Here is a 19,570-nt window from a genome sequence, read left to right as displayed (position 1 = left end):
CACGTTATAACACATTAAGCGAAGCACCCTTCCTAAGCTCTTACCATCGTAAACACCAACACTGAACCAAACTCTCATTGGTAATATAGATTTTTCTAGTTATGTTGCTAAAGAGACATAAGCGCTTGCTGCGTATCTTTGTCTAGGTTTTCTAAAGCATAGCGAAAAGCAGTTCTAGGCATTTTGTCATGGTTATTTTTCAAATACTCCACGACCAATTCTGGCTCTTTCTTGGAAAACACTTTCAATAACCAGCCATAACCTTTTTGAACCAAGTGATGTTCGTTTTCTAACAAATGATCCGCAACTAGAGTCGGTTTCAAATCCTTGTAGACGTTCTTATTGACTGGGTATATCAGAACAACAGCAGCAGCTCTTTGTACCGCAAAGTGATCGTGTTCACCCCAACTTAGCACCTTCTCAAACAACTCATTATGTTGCTTGATTAATTCCCCAAAAGCGTGGGTACAAAAATCGTCACAGTCGTTCCAATCAGTCACATACTCAAATAGCCAATGCTCAAAAGTATCGAACGTTTCCAGCGTATATTGCTTCTTTACTCGAAACGCCCAATCATAGGCGATGACCCCAAATGCCCAATCCCTATGTTCAAGGAGTTCTTCACTCGCTTTAAGTACATCTGAGATATCTTTACTCTCTAAGGTTCTATAGACCTTCGCCGATATACTGCGAATTTGGCTGGTGCGAACACTTTGCTCAGGATAACCAACCCCACGTAGCTCTCTTGCAATTAAGTCGAATACACTCATAAATTTTTTGTCATACGTTTAAGACGAACGCTGCCAATTTCTTTAACTTTTCAATACTCTGCGGCTCTTCGTATACTTCAGAGAAAAGTTTAAAAGCAACCTCATCATTCTCTTCCAGCCATGAAAAGCTCTGTTTTGGTCCGAAATACCAAAGCCTGCGTAATGAGAAATACGTTTGTAACAGGTCAGTTTGAAGCCAACCTTTTCGAAAATTGCCCTCAAGCCCACCTTTGCATGCCTGTTTTAAGATCTTCTGTCTTAGCTCGATAAGATTGGTTTTGTCTAAATCAGTTAGAGACGCAGGGCCCTTTTGATGCTCTTTCTCGACCTTCGTGACTAGTTTTTTGCCAAGCCCTTGTTTGTCTATAATGCAGCACGCTTGGTGTAACTTTATAAAGTCACCAACGCTATTCATCGCATCCGTCGGATATATCCAAGCATCAATGAACACACCATCACGGTCGCTCGTATCTTCGAAAGTTTGCAAGCCATCAACAAAACATGCGAGATCGACATCACTTTCAGCCGTCGCATCCCCTCTCGCTCTTGAGCCATAAACGATTACAGTATGAGGGTCATACTTTTTAACCATTTCATTTACAGCTAGCTCTGTCGCTTTATCCATAACATAACACCTTATTAGTCGAATGTTACCCAACGAAAATACGGACGCTGGCCATCCATACGCTCTATTTCTGCACCTAAGTTATTGTAGAACTCATGGGCTTTTGTATTGTATGGGCTTGCTGTCCACGAAATGTGAGAGGCTAACGACTTTTCAGCTTCCGTTTTCAAAGCCTGCATAAGTTCAGCACCATACCCCTTTGATCTATGTTCCCCAACAACCAAAAGGTCATCAAGCCAAATAGACGGTTCACCGCTAAAAGAGGAGTAACGATAATGAAACAACGCGAAACCTAAAACATCCTCATTGAGTTCTAATAGCAAAGCATGTGCAAATGGATAGTCACCAAATAACGTGCGTTCGATTTTCTTTGTAGTCGTCGATATTTCGCCTTCAAACCCTTTCATGCTTCGATCAAATTCAGCTTTTTGCTCAATGAGTTCGAACAACTTACTCGAGTCTTGTTTAGATGCTTTCCTTACGTTCATATTAATACCAATTATGTTCCAAGAAGCGGTAAATGTTTTCGCTGGTGATAAGTTAATGCAAGCTCTAAGCAATGTTTAATTTCAGGCTCTGGCAATGGGTCGGACAGCCCTATTCCCTTGAAACCGCAATACATCACCATGCAACTCTCGAAAGGTGTCTACCAACTTTGTTTGGCAGTGAAAAAACAGATAATAATTGTTTGGTGTCTTTAACTTCCAATCAATTCGAATTGGGCTTCCGCTCTTTACGCTATAGCTTGGCTCTCCCCATTTCAAAGACTCTTCGACTTCACCCAACTGCAAGTCCAATGAGAGTTTTAAAATGAGCTCTCGTAACTCTACCAATCGAACTCGGGCGTTTTCTGGACACTCTTCGAAATGATTTTTGACTGCCTTGTCCATTGAAAACTCCAATTCTCGAATACCAACACCTAAATAGTTGGTTATAGATTAGCTCTATAACTAAAGCACTAGAAGATAATACACCAACACATTTTAACTGTATATATATACAGTTAAAATGTGTGGCAGGAATTAAACGAAATGCGGCATTAAGTGGAGAGCACAGCCCTCACAGATAGGCTTTAGACACTAAAACGAACGCACAGTGTAGATGACACGCGTTAAGAATCAGCCTCAAGTTTTTTGTTGTGCTTTTTTTCATATCTATCGATAGCAAATACAAACTGTGCAATACAAATACACAGATAAACCAAAGTTATTACACCAAACGATCTACCACTAAGCCACTTCGTAGAACCATAAATAGAATAGCCATTTTTTATAATATTACTTACCTCTATAGGCTCTCTATCGCTTAATACGTTTTTTGGATCAAATAGAACTTCAACTTTTCGATTATAATATATTTCCCCCTCTTCAAACCCTGAAGACAGGTTTGTGTCAACTCTGAATCTGGTCGGCATATCATCTAAAGTAAAAATAGATTCGCATATACGGCGTCGATATTTTTTTTCGCAATAGGCTGATTCGATATTGATAACACTGATATTATGTGTGAATGAGGACAAATCACTATCCAATAAAGACATCCCATAAAAACACAAATAGAGTAATGCGAATAGTACGACTTCCTTCATAAACCACCTAATTAAGCATTGTACCAAGTTAAGCTAAAACTAACGCACACTGCACTCTACTACAGCGAGAATACGACGCGTTAGTGCTCGATCTGGACGCATGTCATGTTGAAGCTACCCGCTGATTTTCTTAGACATATTGAAACCAGTAATCTCGAAACCAACGTCTTTGTATAATTTAAGCGCTCGTTCATTATGGTACGCGACCCTAAGCTTAATTTGACTGATACCAATCGTTTGTAGTTGAGCTTCCAACGCTGAAATAGATTGAGTGCCGAAACCAAAACCTCGATATTCGCTTGAAACAAAAAAGTCATAAATAAAAGTAGATTTATCACTCATGTTTATTGAGTGCCAAAGATAACCCACCAGCTTAAGCTCACCATTGATTTCTGCATCAATACATAATAATGAATGCTCATTTCCCTCTAGCCCGTTAGGGAAGCAACGATGCAAATCCTTCTTGGCTAATTCGATTGAGACATCTAAAGAATGTCCATAATTTTTAGCTATATCCTGACTGTAATCGCCAATGAAATACTGACAATAAGCCGGATATTCTTCTTGGCGCATTTCTCTGAGTACTACCATTTTTATCCTTTATCTATGTAAAATTAGTCCGCAACATAACGCGTGCTAACTATTGCACCCTATACTTTGCCAAAGACTTGGTGACGTCTAAATTCTGATACCAGTTATTGAAAACCAACTCGAAGTTTTCAAGCACAACATGACCAAAATCGTGATTCCTATACCGCTGACATAAGGCTAAAAGTTGCTGAGCATCATTGAGTGGGGCTTTGAACCGAATAATTGAGCTATGCGCTGTAACTAGCTTATAACGACTATCGAAAGTTACTCTTACCCCTGCTTCAGTTAACTGTGTTCTAAGCTCATTAGCTAAAAACTACTTCAGTCTTCATGCCGTAGACCAAAATGGTAAGGTCATACTTCATAAGTCAGTAACCCGCTCTAAACTACTGACTACAATAGCAAATCTGCCACTCATGCGTATAGGTATTGAAGCGTGTGGTGGTGCACATTATTGGGCAAGAACACTCAATAAACTGGGACATGACGCCCGTATCATGGCCGTTAAATACGTGGTTCCTTATCGAACTAAAGGGAAGAACAACCTTAATGATGCAGTAGCTCTCTGCGAAGCTGTTCAGCGTCCATCTACTCGCTTTATACCCATAAAATCCCCCGCAAGATAAGTTAAGTCAGTGGTACAGAGGCGTTCTGGAACGAAGAGGAATGAACCGAGCAATAGTGGCACTTGCCTCGAAGAACGCACGAATTATATGGTCGCTTTTACACAATCAAACAGAATATGAAAACTATGCTGATTAAGTAGAAACCTAAGCAGCATAAAGAGTTAAACCCACCGGGTCATTGCAGACGCTAATGATGGAGATAGGTTAAGACCACTTGCGGAGAGCCTGTTAATGCGGCGGACACACTAGATGTCATCTAACGAATAAGGCACCGCAGTCGCGCAAGTCATCAGGGCCACGACGTATGCGAATCGTCGATAAGTAGGCCGAATGTAGAGCGGCAGTCCAAAACCCATCAACATAAGTTTAGCGGATGTTTGACAACCTGGGGGGAATCCATGTAGCCCTGTTAAGGTGAGAGGAGCGCAATACCGAAGATCCCGCATTACACCTTAATCAGTCAAACCAACGCATTGTAAAATACCACGCGTGACGAAGCACTCTTGAACAATTTGTTATGTGTTAGATTTTAAACACTAACTTTTGTTTTTGAGCAATAAATTCAACATCTTTGAGTGGTTCATATTTCCATTTTGACAACGCTTGTACAGCGGCCTTGTCAAAGATCCCCTTTAGATTGGACTCGACTACAACAATATCAGTCACATCCCCTTGCTTGTTGATGTTAAACGTCATGACCACATACCCTGATAGGTTGCTTTCCACTGCAACTTTGGGATATCTCGGAAGTACAAACTCTGTTGGCTCTAAATCTAAATATTCAGATGAGAGACTGTTTTCTACAGGACTTGAACAGCCTGCTACTAAAATCAAGATAAATAGTTTCAAAAATCTCATAATCTCTCTGACACATAACGCCCAATTTAGTAGCTGACAACGCAACCGATACACTCAAAATACCACCGAAGTCACTGAAGCTAAAACAAGCAGGCTGCCAAGCGTTGGCAGTCTGCTTAAATTGCTTGTTATACGTTTACTCTCTGAAACCGTAGATACGCAACCCTCTATCCGTAAACTCAGTATCGAAGTGACCAACTGAGTTTAAGATACTCAATGCACCATCTATATCTTGATGCCAATGTTTAAAGGGAACGTTTTCATAACCACTAGGCTTACCTACTTTGGGGATTTCTAACCACTCTATTCTTTTGTAGGCGAAAGGACCTGAGCCATAGTCACACACATACTTTTCCATCAGCTCATCTGATTTAGTAAGCAAACCTAGAAACTCATCATCGCTATCAACAAACTTCCAGTAACACTGATTCAACATCAATTCAGGAACATCTAACACCGTGAAAGCTTTATGCCATTTAGTGTTTGACATTAATGAAACAGTAAATCGATTCTTGATGACCTTATCAAGGTATTCATCAATTCTTGCTGGCATGAAGAGCCTCCAAAAAACGTATAACGCCCGCTTAAACGGACAAAAACTGTTGGTTATAATGTGGAGCGAAGCGGAACCTAACCAACTGTTTTTGTCCGTTTAAAGCGCTTGTTAGCATTATTTTACAGTGCTTCAAGAACCTCTATTTTTAGAATTGTATTTTTAATATAAGAGATTCTTAAATCAAGCCCTTCGCGTATAGGACCATTGGTATTATTGAAGCCAGGGGTAACAGATGACTCTGAGTAACGGAAACTAACTCCGTTAATACTAAAACTCTCATATTTACCATTGTAATCAAGTTTTTCTACCTGCCCCTCAACAATACTGTATTTACCAGCTGAGTAATCAGACAACAATGAATACAATTGAGATCCCACTCCATACCCAGCTAAACCAGTCCAAAGAATAGAAAAACTTAAAAACACTCCCATTTTTACCTTAAATCCTAAAGTGGATTGCTTTTTTCCTGCTTTTGTCCCGTTATACTCGATAACTTTATCTTGATTCTTTATTACACCAATTGCGATAGACATAAATAGAATGCCTGGAAGAATGAAAAGCAAGCTCCAGAACCCTTCGTATTTTATATTAAAAATAACCTCGTAAATAGTGATACCCCTCTAGTGCTAACGAATGACATGGATTCCCCCTACCGAGAATCTGCCACACTTATGTGGTACTTAAATGCATCGGAGGCACCATGTCTGATTATTCTTATTTCTGCGGTATCGACCTAGCTAAAAACCACTTTAGTCTTCATGCCGTAGACCAAAATGGTAAGGTCATACTTCATAAGTCGGTAACTCGCTCTAAACTACTGACTACAATAGCAAATATGCCACTCATGCGTATAGGCGTTGAAGCGTGTGGTGGTGCACATTATTGGGCAAGAACACTCAATAAACTCGGTCACGACGCCCGTATTATGGCCGTTAAATACGTAGTTCCTTATCGAACTAAAGGGAAGAACGACCTTAATGATGCTGTTGCTATCTGCGAAGCTGTTCAGCGTCCATCTACTCGCTTTGTGCCCATAAAATCCCCCGATCAACAAGCCATCCTATCGGTACATAGAATGAGAGAGCATTGGGTTCGTGAACGCACCGCGCTTATGAATCGCATGCGTGCCCTACTCTCTGAATTCGGGTTGATCATTCCTGTTGGCCGCTCTTCGTTAATGAAACACGTTCCCTTAATGCTCGAAGATGCAGAAAATGAACTGCCACACCTCGCAAGAACAGTCATTGCCGATGCTTATCACCACCTTGGTGAATTGAATCAACGTATCGCCGATACAGAGCAAGTCTTTGACTCTTTTGCTAAGGTCAGCGCTAATGTTCAACGAGTGATGAAAGTTCGAGGTATTGGGCCGCAAACCGCTACTGCTATACTTGCTTCGATAGGCAATGGTTCTCAATTTGATAAAAGCCGTGATTTCTCTGCTTGGCTAGGACTAGTACCAAAGCAATATTCCACAGGAGGAAAACCTCGGTTAGGTCGGATAACCAAACACGGCGACAAATACTTACGAACACTATTAGTTCACGGCGCAAGGACCGTGATTGCCAACCTTGGCGACAAACAAGATAAGTTAAGTCAGTGGTGCAGAGGCGTTCTGGAACGAAGAGGAATGAACCGAGCAATAGTGGCACTTGCCGCGAAGAACGCACGAATTATATGGTCGCTTTTACACAATCAAACAGAATATGAAAACTATGCTGCTTAAGTAAAACCTTAAGCAGCATAAAGAGTTAAACCCACCGGGTCATTGCAGACGCTAATGATGGAGATAGGTTAAGACCACTTGCGGAGAGCCTGTTAATGCGGCGGACACACTAGATGTCATCTAACGAATAAGGCACCGCAGTCGCGCAAGTCATCAGGGCCACGACGTATGCGAATCGTCGATAAGTAGGCCGAATGTAGAGCGGCAGTCCAAAACCCATCAACATAAGTTTAGCGGGTGTTTGACAACCTGGGGGGAATCCATGTAGCCGCGTTAAGCGGACTAAAATTGTGGGTTACAATGTGTAGCGAAGCGAAACCTAACCCACTGTTTTAGTTACGTTTAAACGCCTTATTAGCCCTTTTGCCAAATGCGATACGTGTAGTCTAAATTTGAACTAAATCGTTGTTCAAACACTTCACTGTAGCCATTAGGAACTTGAGGGAAAAACACATCACCGTCAATTTCAGTATGAACTGTCGATATATGCAGTGTATCAGCGCGATGAATTAGTGCTTTGTATATTTCACCGCCACCAGACACAAATACATGGTCGGTAACGTTTTTCAGTGTAGATAATGCATTATCAATTGATGAAAAATAGAATACATCCTTATCATCCGATTTTAACTCTGAGCGAGTAATTACCGCATACTTTCTATTTGGGAGCTTCCCCATAGACTCAAAAGTCTTCCTACCAACAATTAACCATTGATTATATGTCATAGCTTTAAACAGCAACTGCTCGCCTTTTACTGACCAAGGTATGTCTAAGCCCGAACCTATTACACCATTTTCAGACACTGCTGCGATTAATGATAATTTCATGCGACTCCATTGAGGGCTAACGCCCAATTAAGTAGCTGACAACGCTACTAATACACTCAAACTTACCTCCTAAATCACTGAAGCTAAACTGAGTTGAAAATACCGAGCGTTGACAGTCTGCTTAAATTGCTTGTTATGTGTATTTATGAAGCGGAATATCGACTCCATGCCTGAGATAACCCCAAACACGAATAACTCCATTTTCTAGAGATATAGGGGTATTTGCCACTGAGCAAATATTGATAATTTTATACTGATAATCAATTATCTCAGGCTCCATAAGAACTCCCTTTGAATAACTAATACGAGCATCGATATCAACAAATTCTATTGCTCGAAAATTCCCCCAAATTTGGGCTAGTTCGGAAGTATAGTGTTGACTCGATTCAACCTCTGGCCAGGTTGAACCATCTATATATGTAACCCGATAACTGATTAGCTCTTCGAGATCATTTAATGCTGAAAATAGTGCATTCCATTTAGTGTTATTCATAACACCAAATAAACCGAATTGATTAATACACTCATTAACTTTTGAACTGGAAGTTAGACTCATAAATCTCCAATACACATAACAGCTTTATTAGACAGAAAAATTCTGTATTTAAATGCAGATTAACTCTGTCTAGTTTCTACTGCACATACTTCACATGCAATCTAGCCATTATATAACAATGACTTATATCACAGCTAGCATCGGCTTTAGAGAAAATGCAGAATCTTTCTGTATAGCATGACCAAACGCTAAGCCAGCGAAATTATGGGGGATACGGGTTACTTAAGCTCGTCTGGAATGCGGCGATCTTTGTGGTAATACTCTCGATCACGTTCATTAATTTCTCGTACCACTTTACAAGGGTTTCCGACAGCAACCACATTGGCTGGGATGTCTTTGGTGACTATGCTGCCCGCTCCGATAACCGAATTTTCGCCGATGGTGACACCAGGAAGTACTACGGTGTGCGCGCCAAGCCATACGTTCTTACAGATGCGAACAGGCACGTTGAACTGCGCGGCTTTGAGCCTGAGTTCTGGGCTGATGGGATGTGTGCCTGTCGCGATAGTTACGTTAGGCGCAATCATCACGTTGTCGCCGATGAATACGTCTGTGTCGTCGACCAGAGTGAGATTGAAGTTCACATACACGTTATTGCCTAGGTGCGTGTGGCGGCCCCAGTTGGCGCGCAATGGTGGCTCGATGTAACAACCCTCGCCAACTTCTGCAAACAGTTGCTTCATGATTTGCTGGCGCTTCTCACCTTCACTCGGGCGAGTGTGGTTGAAATCGTAAAGCACTTCTAAGCATTGTGTTTGCTCGGCGACCAGATCAACGTCATCACAGTAATAAACGTCTTGGTTGTGCATTTTAGCCTTTATATCCATGTTTTAACCTATTTGATAATTACCGAGAGCGGTATAAATTAAGCGACATATGGATAATTTGAAGCGCTTCACTGGCCTTAAAACAAGTTTACGGGCTAACGTGGCCTGATGTTCTCGGCAACACGCCATAGCACGCCACTAGGGTCAGTGATACAAAACTCAAGCATTCCCCAAGGCTGTTCTACAACCTCAGTAACGGTTACTTCAAATTCCGTCATTACATTAGAGTTTTGCACGTGCTGATACCAACTTTTTACGTCTTCCACCAGTAAGTGCATCATGTAATTGTGACAGTGCGCAGGTTCGTAAAAATCTTGTAAAAGGAATGCATAATCACCGTGACGAAAATAGGCGATATCATGGAATTCAGACATGATTTCAAAGCCGAGAGTTTGATAAAAACGCTTTGATAAGTCGAAGTCTTTCGCGGGTACGAACGACTTTATTTCAGTGACTTTGAGGTTTTCCATGATAAACAATTCCTTCTGTTTTAAAGCCCAGAAGTATCGCTAGGCTTTATGCTTTAATTTGTTTTCAGTTACTGGCTGAAAGAGCTAACTTCATCTTCTGTGAGATAACGCCACTGGCCTTCTTCGACATCTAAACTTACTTCGCCTATTTGCTCTCGGTGAAGCCCTACAACTCGGTTACCTACTGCAGCAAACATTCGTTTAACCTGATGAAACTTACCCTCTGTGATGGTCAGTAACACTTCTTTCGAGCTTACCACTTCTAGCTCTGCTGGGCGCGTTGGGGTTTTCTCACCTTGCAACTGAACACCCGCCTTGAATTTATCAGCGACATCATCTTTGATATCTCGTGACAATGTCACGCGGTAGACCTTTTTACACGACTTGGTCGGCAAAGTGATATTGAAAGACCAACGGCCATCATCGGTGATCAACACTAAACCGGTTGTGTCGGCGTCTAACCGCCCTGCGATGTGCAGTTCAGACGCTTTCTCTAACTCTAGGTAATTGAAAAGCGATGGGTACACTTCGTCGATATTGGAACAGATGGTGCCCGCAGGCTTGTGCATTAAGATGTATCTAAACTCTCGTAGCGTTAATGCATCACCATTAAGCAAGATAGCGTTACTTTCATGAACCTGAGTAGACTCGTCCAGCACAATCATACTGTTCACACTCACCTCGCCGTTTTGGATTCGCTGGACGGCTTCGAGTTTTGTTAGTTCTGTGCTTTTACAAAGGTATTTATCAAGGCGCATTAATCGTCTGCGCCACATTTCGCACAAGGCTTATAGGTACGTTCACCTTGAGCAATCACCACATAGTCTCGAACGCAATTATCACATAGCGCCAATTTTGGGTAAGCGTCTTTCTGTTTCTTTGCGTTAATGTCGCCTTCAGTGGTGTATACGGTTCTCATTTTTATGCCTTTGTTTTAATAACTTGCTAGGCGCAAATTGTATCACTGTTTACAGCCCTGTTTGCAGTGTTGTGATCTAGATAAATGAATATCAAATGAGGGGGTTCCTTTGAGGTTCCAAACGATGGACAACAAAATCAACGTGCCACGGCTATCAGTGGTAAAATGACAAAAGCTCACCAACCGATGAAGTCACTAATGAAAAATTGTAATCAATGCGGAAAATGCTGTATCAAATATGGAGATGGTGACCTTGCCGCGACTCAAGAAGAGATTGATTTGTGGGAACTGTTCAATCCAGACATATTTGAATATGTTCGCGGTAGTGAGATCTGGTTTGATCCTAAATCTGGCGAACGTTTAAGTCGTTGCCCTTTCCTAGAAGTTGTTCCAACGAAAGATAAGAATGCCCAAGCGAAATATACGTGCAGCATTTACTTAGACCGACCTGAAGATTGTCGCCACTATCCGAGCCTAATCAATGAGATGGTAAGAGATGAATGCGAGATGATTGAGGTGGTGGATCTACAAGACACGAAAAAAGCTCAAAGAAAACTCGATATTCTGATGAAAGACAGTCGCCCTTCAAGCTTTTCATAAGCACTGATCTTACAAAGATCCTGACTAAACAGTCGTTTTGTATTAACGAACCATTATTTACTGATAAGTGGTAAATACTGGTTTGCTTCTAACCAATCAAGCGCAACAAGAGCAGCCAATGAACATACTGCTCTGTCGTTGCCATCAACAAACTTAAGCTCTTCAATTTCAGTGTCTGGAGCGAGTTCGCCTGTGTAATCGGCGAGGTAACACGTCAATTGCACTGACACGCCTTCTGCTTTGCCATCAGCTTGACCAGTGAACGTCTCAACGTATTTGATGGAATCAGGTACTAGGTCTACTGATATTTCTTCTTTGATTTCACGAACCAATGCTTGCTCGTCACTTTCCCCTGCTTCGCGCTTTCCGCCCGGCAAGTAGAACAGCTCTTTGCCTTTTGATCTCACCATCAGCAACTTGCCATCTTCAATGAATATCCAAGCGAGCTTATCAATTACCTTATTCATGTTCTTAGACCTTGTTATTGTGTTTATTATTTTGGTAGCACAACGTATCGCGCTAGGTGTATATTACATTCAGCAGTGAACATATTCTATTGAATTGCTTAGGAAATGGCTTTAAGAGTCGATAAACGACAGCCTTCAAGTAGAACACTCGCCAGCTGTCATAAGAACTGAACTGTGGTTGAATTAATCAACTAGCCACTCGATAGCGGAGTCATGATCTTCAAAAGACTTAATCTCACCCGGCACAAACCAACTCCCGACTTTTGATGCCATGTCTTGCCAGCTTTTATCGCCGTAGATGGCAATTTTGTCTATTTTCGAGTCCAGTTCTAGCCCAAGTTTGAAATCATCCCAAGCTGCACGTAACTCCCATCCTGTTAAGGTTGAAATGTCGACGAGCATCTTAAGTTCAGATGAGTCGAGTTCTTCTAGTGTGGTATTCAGAATTGGCATCATCGCTTGATAGTCATCGTGTGTGAGCTTTCCTTTGGCCTTAAACACAACGATGGTTTCACCGCTAACACGTTCAATGCCAACAGATATTCCATGACGTTCGATACTCATAACCTAGTCCTCTTAATGGAAACTAGAGTTAGCTTAGAGGATTAAACAACAAAGAGATGAGAGGTTGGCGTCAAAACAGAAAAGCATCTGAACGAGTTTTAGTTACTGACTTTAACGACGCTTAATCGCAACGACCGAGTAAGTGTGCCAATGCTTCATCCTACCAAGCGACGTGAGTGCTTGTTCGTCTCGCTCATGGAATCGTACTATCTCAAAGTCGTTGAATAAGCTAAGTACTTTGGCTTTTGTTAACGGCGTTGTTGGGGTTCGATAGCCATGTGCCCAGCTGTCATCGACGCCCATGAAATCGCCCGCGAACACGCCTCCCACTTCAAGACAGTTTTCAATATTGTGCCAAACCTCGTCAAAACGGGTTGGGTCAGCAAAAAACAGACTCGAATTGGCAATCACTACGCCAGATTTCGGGAAATCATAGTGTTCAAATCCACTTTCAGATATCTCGACCAAAGGTTTGCGGCCAAAACGATCCCGACATAGTGCAATCGAATCAGGATTAACGTCGAAGCCATACACTTGATACGCTTGCTGTTCTAAAAAGGCGATGTCACTACCTGTTCCACAACCACAATCAATCGCAACATTTAAGCCTGACTCATTCAGTTTAATTACGCACTCAGTTCTCTTTAAATGAGGTTTGCTTAGTGCCTTTTGGTAATACTGACGCCAGATCTCAGAGTAATCATCCATAGTACTTCTCCAATAGTTCGCTTAGGCTTTGAACTTGTACGATATTCGGATGCCCTGACTTAAGAGCAGTGCCTTCTGTGTTCAACCACACCGCTTTCAAATCCGCTTCAAGTGCTGGGTAAATATCTTTGTCTAAGGTGTCACCTACCATGGTGATATCTTGTGGTGCAACACCGAGTTTGGAAATGATTGCAGGATAAAAATCAAAATCGTATTTCGATACGCCAAGACTCGCCTTACAAAAGTAACCCAAGATATATTGAGACAGACCAACTCGTTCAAACGCTTGAATAATGTCTTGTTCTGTCGAGTCAGCCGCATTGGTTGCGACATAGAGTTTATGCTGTTTCGAAAGCGCAGCCAGCACTTCACGCGCCCCAGCAACTTCTTCGACAACTTCCCAGTCGCACATTTTCCCTTGTGCTTCTGGGAAATCGATCATGAGCGTATTGCCCCAGTCGAATAAGACTATTTCTGTTAATTCGATTAGCTTTGTCATCTTGCCTCCTGCATTAGTCATCGCGCCTTTATAAGCCATCTCTTTGATAGGACAGAATGTTGTCGAAGGCGATATCGAAGTAGAGTTCGTAGCTATTTTGTCAACATAGCCCAAATGTAGAGTCGTCGTGACGTTAGGTAAGGACCGTAGCGGTTAGGTGTCTAGCTATCTAGCTTTAGTCAAAGGCAGCCTAAGTGCCATGCCTTACGAATCAACACATCACTCACTGGGACTTCACTATTGATGAACCACTTTGAAACGCTCAAGTACCAGCATCATATCTTCACTTGGGTTTATATTGAGTTCTTCACATTCGCGAGAGAAGAAGTTCCAGTGTGCTTCTCGCCACCATTCTAGTGTTTTGTCACCCTCGCCTTCAGCGGCAGCAAACTCAGCCGTCACTTCGTTGTATTTGCACAATGACACCGAGGTAATCTCTACAATGCAAACTGGTTTGCCATCCCAATCAGTGACGACTTGCAAATGCCCCACGACAGGCATCGCTTCCCCTTCATGGCTATACCAATATTCAAGGCTACAAGATGCTTGCTTCTCACCTTTGAGTATCAGTTGCGCGCATAGGTTGGCGTTGTATTCGTCGGCGCAATAATAGTCTGCACTAAAGGAGGTGTATTGCGAGGCAACGTCTGCTGACAATGTATTGAGGTAGCTATCGAGATAAGCTTTGCTTCTTTCTTCCATGATCTTTCCAAATTCAATATAAGGTCGAGTCGATAAACACTTATAGATTAAGTATTTGACTGCATTGGAAGTAACCTATCAAGCCGCGTTATTGCTGTAAACCGAGTGAATATCAAAATGTGGGCTGAGAAAGAAGAATATGGGTAGGTTTTTAAGACTAATACATGAAGAGCTAAAAGCGACTTAAGACTGTGCTTTTAGCTCTTCGTATTTCGTTACTAGTATCTCTTAACTAAGCAGGAAACTAACGGTTTAAGAAATCTACCGCTTTGTCTGGAAAATCGGTAAACACACCATCGACTTTTACTTGGTTGTAAAAGACATCCAACATGCCATCAAAGTTATCAGCATAAGCTGGGATTCTTCCCGGATCGGCACGGAACGTGTACGGGTGAACGTCTAAGCCCGCGTCTTTTGCTGACATCATCAATGGCTTAATAATGATGTTATCTTTGGTCGATGCATCATCCACCAGCATAGGTTTCCAAGGGCCAATGCCATCAGCGTAGCTAGCGACTTTTGCCATGCCGTCTTTCTCAAACATCCAATCATAACTGTACGGCGTCGCTTTATCGCCCTTGTAAGTCATGGTTTCGTTCCAATCTGTATAGGCCATCAGCTGAACGAGCTTAAGATCCATTTCCATCGCAGGCATTAATTCATCGTTAATACGTTGCAGCTCATTGGCATCAAAACACTGTAGATATACCTTGTCGTCTTTTGATAGATAACCATATTGCTGCAAGGTGGCAAGCACTGCTTTCGAGATATCTTTGCCTTCATGACGATGGAACCAAGGTGCTTTGATTTCAGGATAAATGCCTACGTCATAACCCAGCGTTTTGTTTAAGCCTTGAATCAGTTCAATTTCTTCTGCAAATGTAGCAACGCGAAAATCTGACTGCCACATCGGGAAGCGTGTTGGGTACCCTGCCACTCTGTTGCCTTGCTTATCTAGGTTAAAACCTTCTGTCACTTTTAGTGATTTGATCTCAGCAAGCGTAAAGTCAATCGCGTAATAGCGGCCATCTGCTCGTGCGCGATCAGGAAAGCGGTCAGCAACATCGGTGACGCGATCTAAATAGTGATCATGCAATACCACCAGTTGGTCATCTTTGGTCATCACGACATCTTGTTCGATGTAGTCGGGTTTCATGGCATAAGCAAGTGCTTTAGCCGGTAATGTATGCTCGGGTAAATAACCAGAAGCACCGCGATGCGCAATCACTAAAGGATCGGCGAACGCATTTGCAGATAAGCTAAGAGCTAATAAAGTCATAGACAGTGACGTTGTTTTCATTATTGTTTCCCTTGATAAAGCAGAAGCAGGATATACCTGCCTCTGTTGTTTATTAGTATGACGTTGTCCAGTTAATGAACTACTGAGTTAATGCTTCTTTCTGTTGTTCTAGTTCTTTTTGTTTGTGGTGTTCACGCTCTCCTAAGAAGGCGTAAAGCAGACAAATTATTGAAGCAACACAAGCACCAACCAAGATAATGAAGCCGCCATCCCAGCCGTAATGGTCAACCATGAAACCAAGCACGGCATTGGCAGCAACTGCGCCACCTAAGTAACCAAACAAGCCAGTAAGACCTGCAGCCGTACCTGCCGCTTTCTTAGGTGCAAGTTCAAGTGCATACAAACCAATTAGCATTACTGGTCCATAGATAAGGAAACCAATCGCGATAAGTGCCAGCATATCAACCGTTGGGTTACCTGCCGGATTTAGCCAGTACACTAATACAGCGACAGTAACGAGAACCATGAACAGGATCCCTGCTGGTGCGCGTCGGCCTTTAAACAACTTATCTGAAATCCAACCACACAGTAGCGTTCCAGGAATACCCGCCCACTCATACAAGAAGTAAGCCCAAGAAGATTTATCTACTGAGAAATCTTTTGCTTCTTTCAAGTAGACCGGAGCCCAATCAAGTACGCCATAACGGATAAGGTAAACAAACGCATTAGCAATCGCGATTGACCACAACAACTTGTTAGAGAAAACGTACTTAAAGAAGATCTCTTTAGCCGTCATTTCTTTCTCATGAGACGTATCGTAGTCGTCTGGGTAATCGTCTTTGTGTTCTTCAATCGGCGGTAAACCACAAGATTGAGGTGTATCTCTTACGGTGAACCAAACAAAAATAGCAACGAGAGTGGCAAAAAATGCAGGAACATAAAAAGCGGTTCGCCAGTCGTCATTAAAAGCCCAAAGACCCAATAAGAACATTGGACCGATCAAACCGCCGCCGACGTTGTGAGCAACGTTCCATACCGACACTATCTCGCCACGTTCTTTACGTGACCACCAGTGAACCATGGTTCGCCCACAAGCTGGCCAACCCATGCCCTGAAACCAACCATTCAAGAACAGCAGGATAAACATCGCAGTGATGCTGCCTGTCGCCCATGGCATGAAACCAAAGCAGAACATGACCAATGCCGACATTAACAAGCCGCCACTGAGGAAATAACGAGGATTAGAGCGATCAGAAACGCTACCCATTAAGAATTTAGATAGACCGTAAGCAATGGAAACTGCGGCCAAAGCAACCCCGAGCTCTCCGCGACTGTACCCTTGTTCAATAAGATATGGCATCGCCAAACTGAAGTTTTTACGGACTAAATAGTACCCCGCATAACCAACAAAGATGCCGAGAAAAAGCTGCCATCGTAATCGTGTGTAGGTGCTATCGATCTTATCGGTAGATAAGCGATCGATATGCGCCATAGGTTTGAATATTCCAAACATAGGAACCTCATGTGTATTGGGCGATAGAAATAAAAATGCTCGAACGAAAAAATAAAGCGCTCATTCGAAAGTCAGGGCATTGTATGTGCTTCAGGATTAATTTCTGTGATAGAGATAGCCATTAACAAAAAATAACTTTAAATACAGCATTTTAGTTTCATTTAATTAGACTACGCTTCATATTTTCGTTTGTGTATTTTACTTTTGGAAGGTTCTTTAGAGACGCTCAGTATTTCGAATGAACAAATAACGAACAGAAGAAGAGTTAAACTGGTAATGCGAGATCCATCTAAACGACTGTTGAATCGATTAAAGCTATATGTAAGGCGGTATGAATAAGGATAAAAAAAGGGCCTAGATTTCTCTAGACCCTTCTATACAACAGCGTTTGTACTCGGCATTATCGAGTTACACGAAGTGATTAATCTTCGATGTAGAAAGCTTCTACTGTGCCTTTAAGAGTAATAAGCATTGGCTGGCCAAAACGATCTAGCGCTTTAGGAGAAGGGATCTTAACCCAACCTTCGCTGATGCAGTATTCTTCAACATCAGTACGCTCTTTACCATTTAGACGAATGCCAATTGGGTATTCGAAACACTCAGCCACGTGGTGTGGGCTGCGTGGGTTACCTGCAAGATGATCTGGTAAAGCTGGTCTTGAATTAGTATCGCTCATGTTCATTACCTGTATGTACGTAAATAAAAAAAGTGCGTCATTCTAGTCAATATAGGCTTTGTGCTCAACAACTGCTGCAATAAATCGTCTTGATCGTTTTAATCCGCGTCTAGTTGTTTGATTTAGCAGCGGTAATTGCTCTGTTTGAATGCAAAGATAACCCCATCAGTAACACAATCCAGTATTGCGCTGAGAATAACGATGACTGAAGTAATAATATTATTGGTAGGAATAAGCGAAAGGTAGCGAACGAGTATGAAAATAGGCGAGCTATCGATGTATCTAGCAAATTAGCGCCAAGCAAAAGGGCTCGGCGCTATGTAGCAATATTGATTACGCTTTTTCAGTCTCAACCGTTTGGTTAGAACTAGAAAGAAGCGCATCCACAATTTCTTTAGAGCGAACAGCCAACACTGAAAGAAGCGTGTCACTCAGGCCGTGAGAAGATTCACAACAACCCTGTAGGAAGATTTTGACGTCACAGCTTGGCTTCATGTCTAATTGGTATGAACGACCTACCGATTTACTATCAATTAAAGGTTCAATTGAGCTCAGCATTTGGTTGAACTCATCGTATCGATAACCAGTAGCAAGAATGATTGCATCGTATTCATTCCATGCCTGTGTTTTGTTGATCGTGTCATTTAAGCGCAATGCGACTTTGTCGTCCTTCTGCGCGACCTCTTGGATGTCATGACAACGTAGATGTTGATGGTTACCTTCCCCAGTTACTTTCTGCAGGTAAAGCAGCTCATAAATAGCGTTTAGCTCCTCTGTATCCACAACTGAATAGTTGGTCGCACTAAAGCGAGAGAGGATGTGGTCACGTTGCTCTTGTGTGCTTTCGTACATATGGTCGGTAAACTCAGGGTCAAACACCTCGTTTACAAACGGGCTGTCATCAGCTGGGTGCAATGCAAAGCGGCGGTTAACCATGTGAACTTCACCATCCGCATAACGGTTTGTAAGATCAACGAATATTTCAGCGGCGCTCTGCCCAGCACCCACGATAGCGATTTTTGGCTCTGAGTTTGGCTTAAGTGTTTCACGCCACGCTTTGTACTTCGAGGAGTGGATGATTTGTTCGTTATCATGACCTTCAAACTGTTTTGGAAGCTTCGGCATCCCTCCCATCCCAACAATAAGGTTCTTAGCGATTCGAACTGTCTGATTACCATGTATATCGGTAGAGGTCACTTTTACTTTGGAGCTATGACCATTTTCGTCAATCGCTTCAATATCAATCACTCGCTGGCCGTAATTTACGCGTTCTGAGAACTGATTAGCAACCCAAGTCAGGTAGTCGTTAAACTCAACACGAGAAGGGTTCATGCTGCCTAGGTTGATGAAAGCGTTTAGCCTGTCTTTAGTGTGTAAATAGTTTACGAATGAATATGGACTGGTTGGATTTCGTAACGTCACCAGATCTTTCAAACAAGAGATTTGCATTCTTGTTCCATCAAGCAACATGCCGCCGTGCCATTCAAAATGAGACTTTTGCTCCAAGAAGCAATAACTTAAGCCTTTATCTTTAGCTTGCTCTTCCAAAGCAATGGCTATCGATAAATTAGCAGGACCAAAGCCCACTCCGAGAACATCATATTCCTTAATTTGTTTCGTCATGTATAACCTCATAATAATTTCTTTGAGTACAAAGCACC

25 protein-coding genes and 5 pseudogenes are annotated in these 19,570 nt (G+C 42.2%); 4 read left to right on the top strand and 26 right to left on the bottom strand.

Annotation, left to right across the window (positions count from 1 at the left end; genetic code table 11):
* Nucleotides 1-107: 107 nt before the first annotated feature.
* From QWZ07_RS13460 to QWZ07_RS13430, 7 genes and pseudogenes are all read right to left on the bottom strand, one after another.
* Complete coding sequence (locus tag QWZ07_RS13460) at nucleotides 108-770, bottom strand: DNA alkylation repair protein (RefSeq protein WP_192853574.1); 663 nt, start codon at nucleotides 768-770, stop codon at nucleotides 108-110.
* Nucleotides 771-780: 10 nt separating this feature from the next.
* Nucleotides 781-1,395, bottom strand: coding sequence for a nucleotidyltransferase domain-containing protein (locus QWZ07_RS13455; protein WP_192853573.1), 615 nt, complete (start codon nucleotides 1,393-1,395; stop codon nucleotides 781-783).
* A gap of 14 nt (nucleotides 1,396-1,409) precedes the next feature.
* Entirely contained in the window at nucleotides 1,410-1,883 is a 474-nt protein-coding gene (locus QWZ07_RS13450; protein WP_192853572.1) for a GNAT family N-acetyltransferase, read from the bottom strand.
* A gap of 11 nt (nucleotides 1,884-1,894) precedes the next feature.
* A pseudogene (locus tag QWZ07_RS13445) lies at nucleotides 1,895-2,285 on the bottom strand (DUF1801 domain-containing protein).
* A 221-nt stretch (nucleotides 2,286-2,506) separates the two neighbouring features.
* Complete coding sequence (locus QWZ07_RS13440; RefSeq protein ID WP_192853571.1) at nucleotides 2,507-2,983, bottom strand: hypothetical protein; 477 nt, start codon at nucleotides 2,981-2,983, stop codon at nucleotides 2,507-2,509.
* Between the two features lie 114 nt (nucleotides 2,984-3,097).
* Nucleotides 3,098-3,574, bottom strand: coding sequence for a GNAT family N-acetyltransferase (locus QWZ07_RS13435; protein ID WP_192853570.1), 477 nt, complete (start codon nucleotides 3,572-3,574; stop codon nucleotides 3,098-3,100).
* Between the two features lie 49 nt (nucleotides 3,575-3,623).
* Nucleotides 3,624-3,881 (bottom strand): annotated as a pseudogene (locus QWZ07_RS13430) (hypothetical protein); the annotation flags it as partial.
* Here QWZ07_RS13430 and QWZ07_RS13425 point away from each other — a divergent pair.
* Nucleotides 3,880-4,191, top strand: a pseudogene (locus tag QWZ07_RS13425) (IS110 family transposase); the annotation flags it as partial. The pseudogenes QWZ07_RS13430 and QWZ07_RS13425 sit on opposite strands and share 2 nt — an antisense overlap.
* 4 nt (nucleotides 4,192-4,195) lie before the next feature.
* Nucleotides 4,196-4,336 (top strand): annotated as a pseudogene (locus QWZ07_RS26495) (IS110 family transposase); the annotation flags it as partial.
* Between the two features lie 386 nt (nucleotides 4,337-4,722).
* Here QWZ07_RS26495 and QWZ07_RS13420 read toward each other — a convergent pair.
* The 3 genes from QWZ07_RS13420 to QWZ07_RS13410 all read right to left on the bottom strand — a co-directional run bounded on the left by QWZ07_RS13420 (nucleotide 4,723) and on the right by QWZ07_RS13410 (nucleotide 6,147).
* Nucleotides 4,723-5,058, bottom strand: coding sequence for an energy transducer TonB (locus QWZ07_RS13420; protein ID WP_192854748.1), 336 nt, complete (start codon nucleotides 5,056-5,058; stop codon nucleotides 4,723-4,725).
* Nucleotides 5,059-5,194: 136 nt separating this feature from the next.
* Nucleotides 5,195-5,611 (bottom strand): DUF6678 family protein, encoded by a 417-nt coding sequence (locus QWZ07_RS13415; RefSeq protein WP_192854749.1) that lies wholly within the window; start codon nucleotides 5,609-5,611, stop codon nucleotides 5,195-5,197.
* A 122-nt stretch (nucleotides 5,612-5,733) separates the two neighbouring features.
* A complete protein-coding gene (locus QWZ07_RS13410) occupies nucleotides 5,734-6,147 on the bottom strand; it encodes a hypothetical protein (RefSeq protein WP_192854750.1) in 414 nt (137 codons plus the stop codon).
* Between the two features lie 167 nt (nucleotides 6,148-6,314).
* On the opposite strand from QWZ07_RS13410, the gene QWZ07_RS13405 reads away from it, so the two are divergent.
* Nucleotides 6,315-7,340, top strand: a complete 1,026-nt coding sequence (locus QWZ07_RS13405; protein ID WP_102353495.1) for an IS110 family RNA-guided transposase — start codon at nucleotides 6,315-6,317, stop codon at nucleotides 7,338-7,340.
* A gap of 354 nt (nucleotides 7,341-7,694) precedes the next feature.
* Here the strand turns inward: QWZ07_RS13405 and dfrA are convergent, their stop codons facing one another.
* The 6 genes from dfrA to QWZ07_RS13375 form a co-directional block, all read right to left on the bottom strand.
* Nucleotides 7,695-8,168, bottom strand: coding sequence for a trimethoprim-resistant dihydrofolate reductase DfrA (gene dfrA, locus QWZ07_RS13400; protein WP_102278643.1), 474 nt, complete (start codon nucleotides 8,166-8,168; stop codon nucleotides 7,695-7,697).
* 133 nt (nucleotides 8,169-8,301) lie between these two features.
* Complete coding sequence (locus tag QWZ07_RS13395; RefSeq protein WP_192853569.1) at nucleotides 8,302-8,724, bottom strand: DUF6678 family protein; 423 nt, start codon at nucleotides 8,722-8,724, stop codon at nucleotides 8,302-8,304.
* Between the two features lie 218 nt (nucleotides 8,725-8,942).
* Entirely contained in the window at nucleotides 8,943-9,551 is a 609-nt protein-coding gene (locus tag QWZ07_RS13390) for a sugar O-acetyltransferase (protein ID WP_102291543.1), read from the bottom strand.
* Nucleotides 9,552-9,646: 95 nt separating this feature from the next.
* On the bottom strand, nucleotides 9,647-10,021 hold the full coding sequence (locus QWZ07_RS13385; RefSeq protein WP_065103514.1) for a VOC family protein: 375 nt from the start codon (nucleotides 10,019-10,021) through the stop codon (nucleotides 9,647-9,649).
* 68 nt (nucleotides 10,022-10,089) lie between these two features.
* Entirely contained in the window at nucleotides 10,090-10,806 is a 717-nt protein-coding gene (locus QWZ07_RS13380) for a pseudouridine synthase (protein WP_192853568.1), read from the bottom strand.
* On the bottom strand, nucleotides 10,779-10,940 hold the full coding sequence (locus QWZ07_RS13375; protein WP_012604036.1) for a hypothetical protein: 162 nt from the start codon (nucleotides 10,938-10,940) through the stop codon (nucleotides 10,779-10,781). The genes QWZ07_RS13380 and QWZ07_RS13375 overlap by 28 nt, the downstream gene beginning before the upstream one ends.
* Nucleotides 10,941-11,138: 198 nt before the next feature.
* Here QWZ07_RS13375 and QWZ07_RS13370 point away from each other — a divergent pair, with 198 nt between their 5' ends.
* A complete protein-coding gene (locus QWZ07_RS13370) occupies nucleotides 11,139-11,540 on the top strand; it encodes a YkgJ family cysteine cluster protein (protein WP_017107975.1) in 402 nt (133 codons plus the stop codon).
* 53 nt (nucleotides 11,541-11,593) lie between these two features.
* Here QWZ07_RS13370 and QWZ07_RS13365 read toward each other — a convergent pair whose 3' ends face one another.
* The 10 genes and pseudogenes from QWZ07_RS13365 to QWZ07_RS13320 form a co-directional block, all read right to left on the bottom strand.
* Complete coding sequence (locus tag QWZ07_RS13365; RefSeq protein ID WP_192853567.1) at nucleotides 11,594-12,007, bottom strand: NUDIX hydrolase; 414 nt, start codon at nucleotides 12,005-12,007, stop codon at nucleotides 11,594-11,596.
* Between the two features lie 183 nt (nucleotides 12,008-12,190).
* Nucleotides 12,191-12,571, bottom strand: a complete 381-nt coding sequence (locus QWZ07_RS13360; protein WP_192853566.1) for a SpoIIAA family protein — start codon at nucleotides 12,569-12,571, stop codon at nucleotides 12,191-12,193.
* Between the two features lie 111 nt (nucleotides 12,572-12,682).
* On the bottom strand, nucleotides 12,683-13,279 hold the full coding sequence (locus tag QWZ07_RS13355) for a class I SAM-dependent methyltransferase (RefSeq protein ID WP_192853565.1): 597 nt from the start codon (nucleotides 13,277-13,279) through the stop codon (nucleotides 12,683-12,685).
* Nucleotides 13,272-13,778 (bottom strand): HAD family hydrolase, encoded by a 507-nt coding sequence (locus QWZ07_RS13350; protein ID WP_192853564.1) that lies wholly within the window; start codon nucleotides 13,776-13,778, stop codon nucleotides 13,272-13,274. The genes QWZ07_RS13355 and QWZ07_RS13350 overlap by 8 nt, the downstream gene beginning before the upstream one ends.
* A 28-nt stretch (nucleotides 13,779-13,806) precedes the next feature.
* Nucleotides 13,807-13,931 (bottom strand): annotated as a pseudogene (locus tag QWZ07_RS13345) (D-2-hydroxyacid dehydrogenase family protein); the annotation flags it as partial.
* 84 nt (nucleotides 13,932-14,015) lie between these two features.
* Nucleotides 14,016-14,480: an ASCH domain-containing protein gene (locus QWZ07_RS13340; RefSeq protein ID WP_192853563.1), complete on the bottom strand. Its 465-nt coding sequence runs from the start codon at nucleotides 14,478-14,480 to the stop codon at nucleotides 14,016-14,018.
* A 244-nt stretch (nucleotides 14,481-14,724) separates the two neighbouring features.
* A complete protein-coding gene (glpQ, locus tag QWZ07_RS13335) occupies nucleotides 14,725-15,780 on the bottom strand; it encodes a glycerophosphodiester phosphodiesterase (RefSeq protein WP_192853562.1) in 1,056 nt (351 codons plus the stop codon).
* 79 nt (nucleotides 15,781-15,859) lie between these two features.
* Entirely contained in the window at nucleotides 15,860-17,233 is a 1,374-nt protein-coding gene (gene glpT, locus QWZ07_RS13330; protein WP_017107967.1) for a glycerol-3-phosphate transporter, read from the bottom strand.
* A 421-nt stretch (nucleotides 17,234-17,654) separates the two neighbouring features.
* Nucleotides 17,655-17,909: a DUF3297 family protein gene (locus QWZ07_RS13325; RefSeq protein WP_029223190.1), complete on the bottom strand. Its 255-nt coding sequence runs from the start codon at nucleotides 17,907-17,909 to the stop codon at nucleotides 17,655-17,657.
* A gap of 333 nt (nucleotides 17,910-18,242) precedes the next feature.
* Entirely contained in the window at nucleotides 18,243-19,532 is a 1,290-nt protein-coding gene (locus QWZ07_RS13320) for a lysine N(6)-hydroxylase/L-ornithine N(5)-oxygenase family protein (RefSeq protein ID WP_192853561.1), read from the bottom strand.
* Nucleotides 19,533-19,570: the final 38 nt, after the last annotated feature.

The sequence above is a fragment of the Vibrio lentus genome, assembly GCF_030409755.1.
Lineage (GTDB): Bacteria > Pseudomonadota > Gammaproteobacteria > Enterobacterales > Vibrionaceae > Vibrio > Vibrio lentus.
The sequence above is the reverse complement of the archived record's forward strand: the minus strand, read 5'-3'. Positions and strand labels throughout refer to the sequence as shown.

Bases quoted from the DNA above. Each gene is read 5' to 3' on its own strand.
- QWZ07_RS13460 (WP_192853574.1), bottom strand. From the start codon at position 770: ATGAGTGTATTCGACTTAATTGCAAGAGAGCTACGTGGGGTTGGTTAT.
- QWZ07_RS13455 (WP_192853573.1), bottom strand. From the start codon at position 1,395: ATGGATAAAGCGACAGAGCTAGCTGTAAATGAAATGGTTAAAAAGTAT.
- QWZ07_RS13450 (WP_192853572.1), bottom strand. From the start codon at position 1,883: ATGAACGTAAGGAAAGCATCTAAACAAGACTCGAGTAAGTTGTTCGAA.
- QWZ07_RS13440 (WP_192853571.1), bottom strand. From the start codon at position 2,983: ATGAAGGAAGTCGTACTATTCGCATTACTCTATTTGTGTTTTTATGGG.
- QWZ07_RS13435 (WP_192853570.1), bottom strand. From the start codon at position 3,574: ATGGTAGTACTCAGAGAAATGCGCCAAGAAGAATATCCGGCTTATTGT.
- QWZ07_RS13420 (WP_192854748.1), bottom strand. From the start codon at position 5,058: ATGAGATTTTTGAAACTATTTATCTTGATTTTAGTAGCAGGCTGTTCA.
- QWZ07_RS13415 (WP_192854749.1), bottom strand. From the start codon at position 5,611: ATGCCAGCAAGAATTGATGAATACCTTGATAAGGTCATCAAGAATCGA.
- QWZ07_RS13410 (WP_192854750.1), bottom strand. From the start codon at position 6,147: ATGTCTATCGCAATTGGTGTAATAAAGAATCAAGATAAAGTTATCGAG.
- QWZ07_RS13405 (WP_102353495.1), top strand. From the start codon at position 6,315: ATGTCTGATTATTCTTATTTCTGCGGTATCGACCTAGCTAAAAACCAC.
- dfrA (WP_102278643.1), bottom strand. From the start codon at position 8,168: ATGAAATTATCATTAATCGCAGCAGTGTCTGAAAATGGTGTAATAGGT.
- QWZ07_RS13395 (WP_192853569.1), bottom strand. From the start codon at position 8,724: ATGAGTCTAACTTCCAGTTCAAAAGTTAATGAGTGTATTAATCAATTC.
- QWZ07_RS13390 (WP_102291543.1), bottom strand. From the start codon at position 9,551: ATGGATATAAAGGCTAAAATGCACAACCAAGACGTTTATTACTGTGAT.
- QWZ07_RS13385 (WP_065103514.1), bottom strand. From the start codon at position 10,021: ATGGAAAACCTCAAAGTCACTGAAATAAAGTCGTTCGTACCCGCGAAA.
- QWZ07_RS13375 (WP_012604036.1), bottom strand. From the start codon at position 10,940: ATGAGAACCGTATACACCACTGAAGGCGACATTAACGCAAAGAAACAG.
- QWZ07_RS13370 (WP_017107975.1), top strand. From the start codon at position 11,139: ATGAAAAATTGTAATCAATGCGGAAAATGCTGTATCAAATATGGAGAT.
- QWZ07_RS13365 (WP_192853567.1), bottom strand. From the start codon at position 12,007: ATGAATAAGGTAATTGATAAGCTCGCTTGGATATTCATTGAAGATGGC.
- QWZ07_RS13360 (WP_192853566.1), bottom strand. From the start codon at position 12,571: ATGAGTATCGAACGTCATGGAATATCTGTTGGCATTGAACGTGTTAGC.
- QWZ07_RS13355 (WP_192853565.1), bottom strand. From the start codon at position 13,279: ATGGATGATTACTCTGAGATCTGGCGTCAGTATTACCAAAAGGCACTA.
- QWZ07_RS13350 (WP_192853564.1), bottom strand. From the start codon at position 13,778: ATGACAAAGCTAATCGAATTAACAGAAATAGTCTTATTCGACTGGGGC.
- QWZ07_RS13340 (WP_192853563.1), bottom strand. From the start codon at position 14,480: ATGGAAGAAAGAAGCAAAGCTTATCTCGATAGCTACCTCAATACATTG.
- glpQ (WP_192853562.1), bottom strand. From the start codon at position 15,780: ATGAAAACAACGTCACTGTCTATGACTTTATTAGCTCTTAGCTTATCT.
- glpT (WP_017107967.1), bottom strand. From the start codon at position 17,233: ATGTTTGGAATATTCAAACCTATGGCGCATATCGATCGCTTATCTACC.
- QWZ07_RS13325 (WP_029223190.1), bottom strand. From the start codon at position 17,909: ATGAGCGATACTAATTCAAGACCAGCTTTACCAGATCATCTTGCAGGT.
- QWZ07_RS13320 (WP_192853561.1), bottom strand. From the start codon at position 19,532: ATGACGAAACAAATTAAGGAATATGATGTTCTCGGAGTGGGCTTTGGT.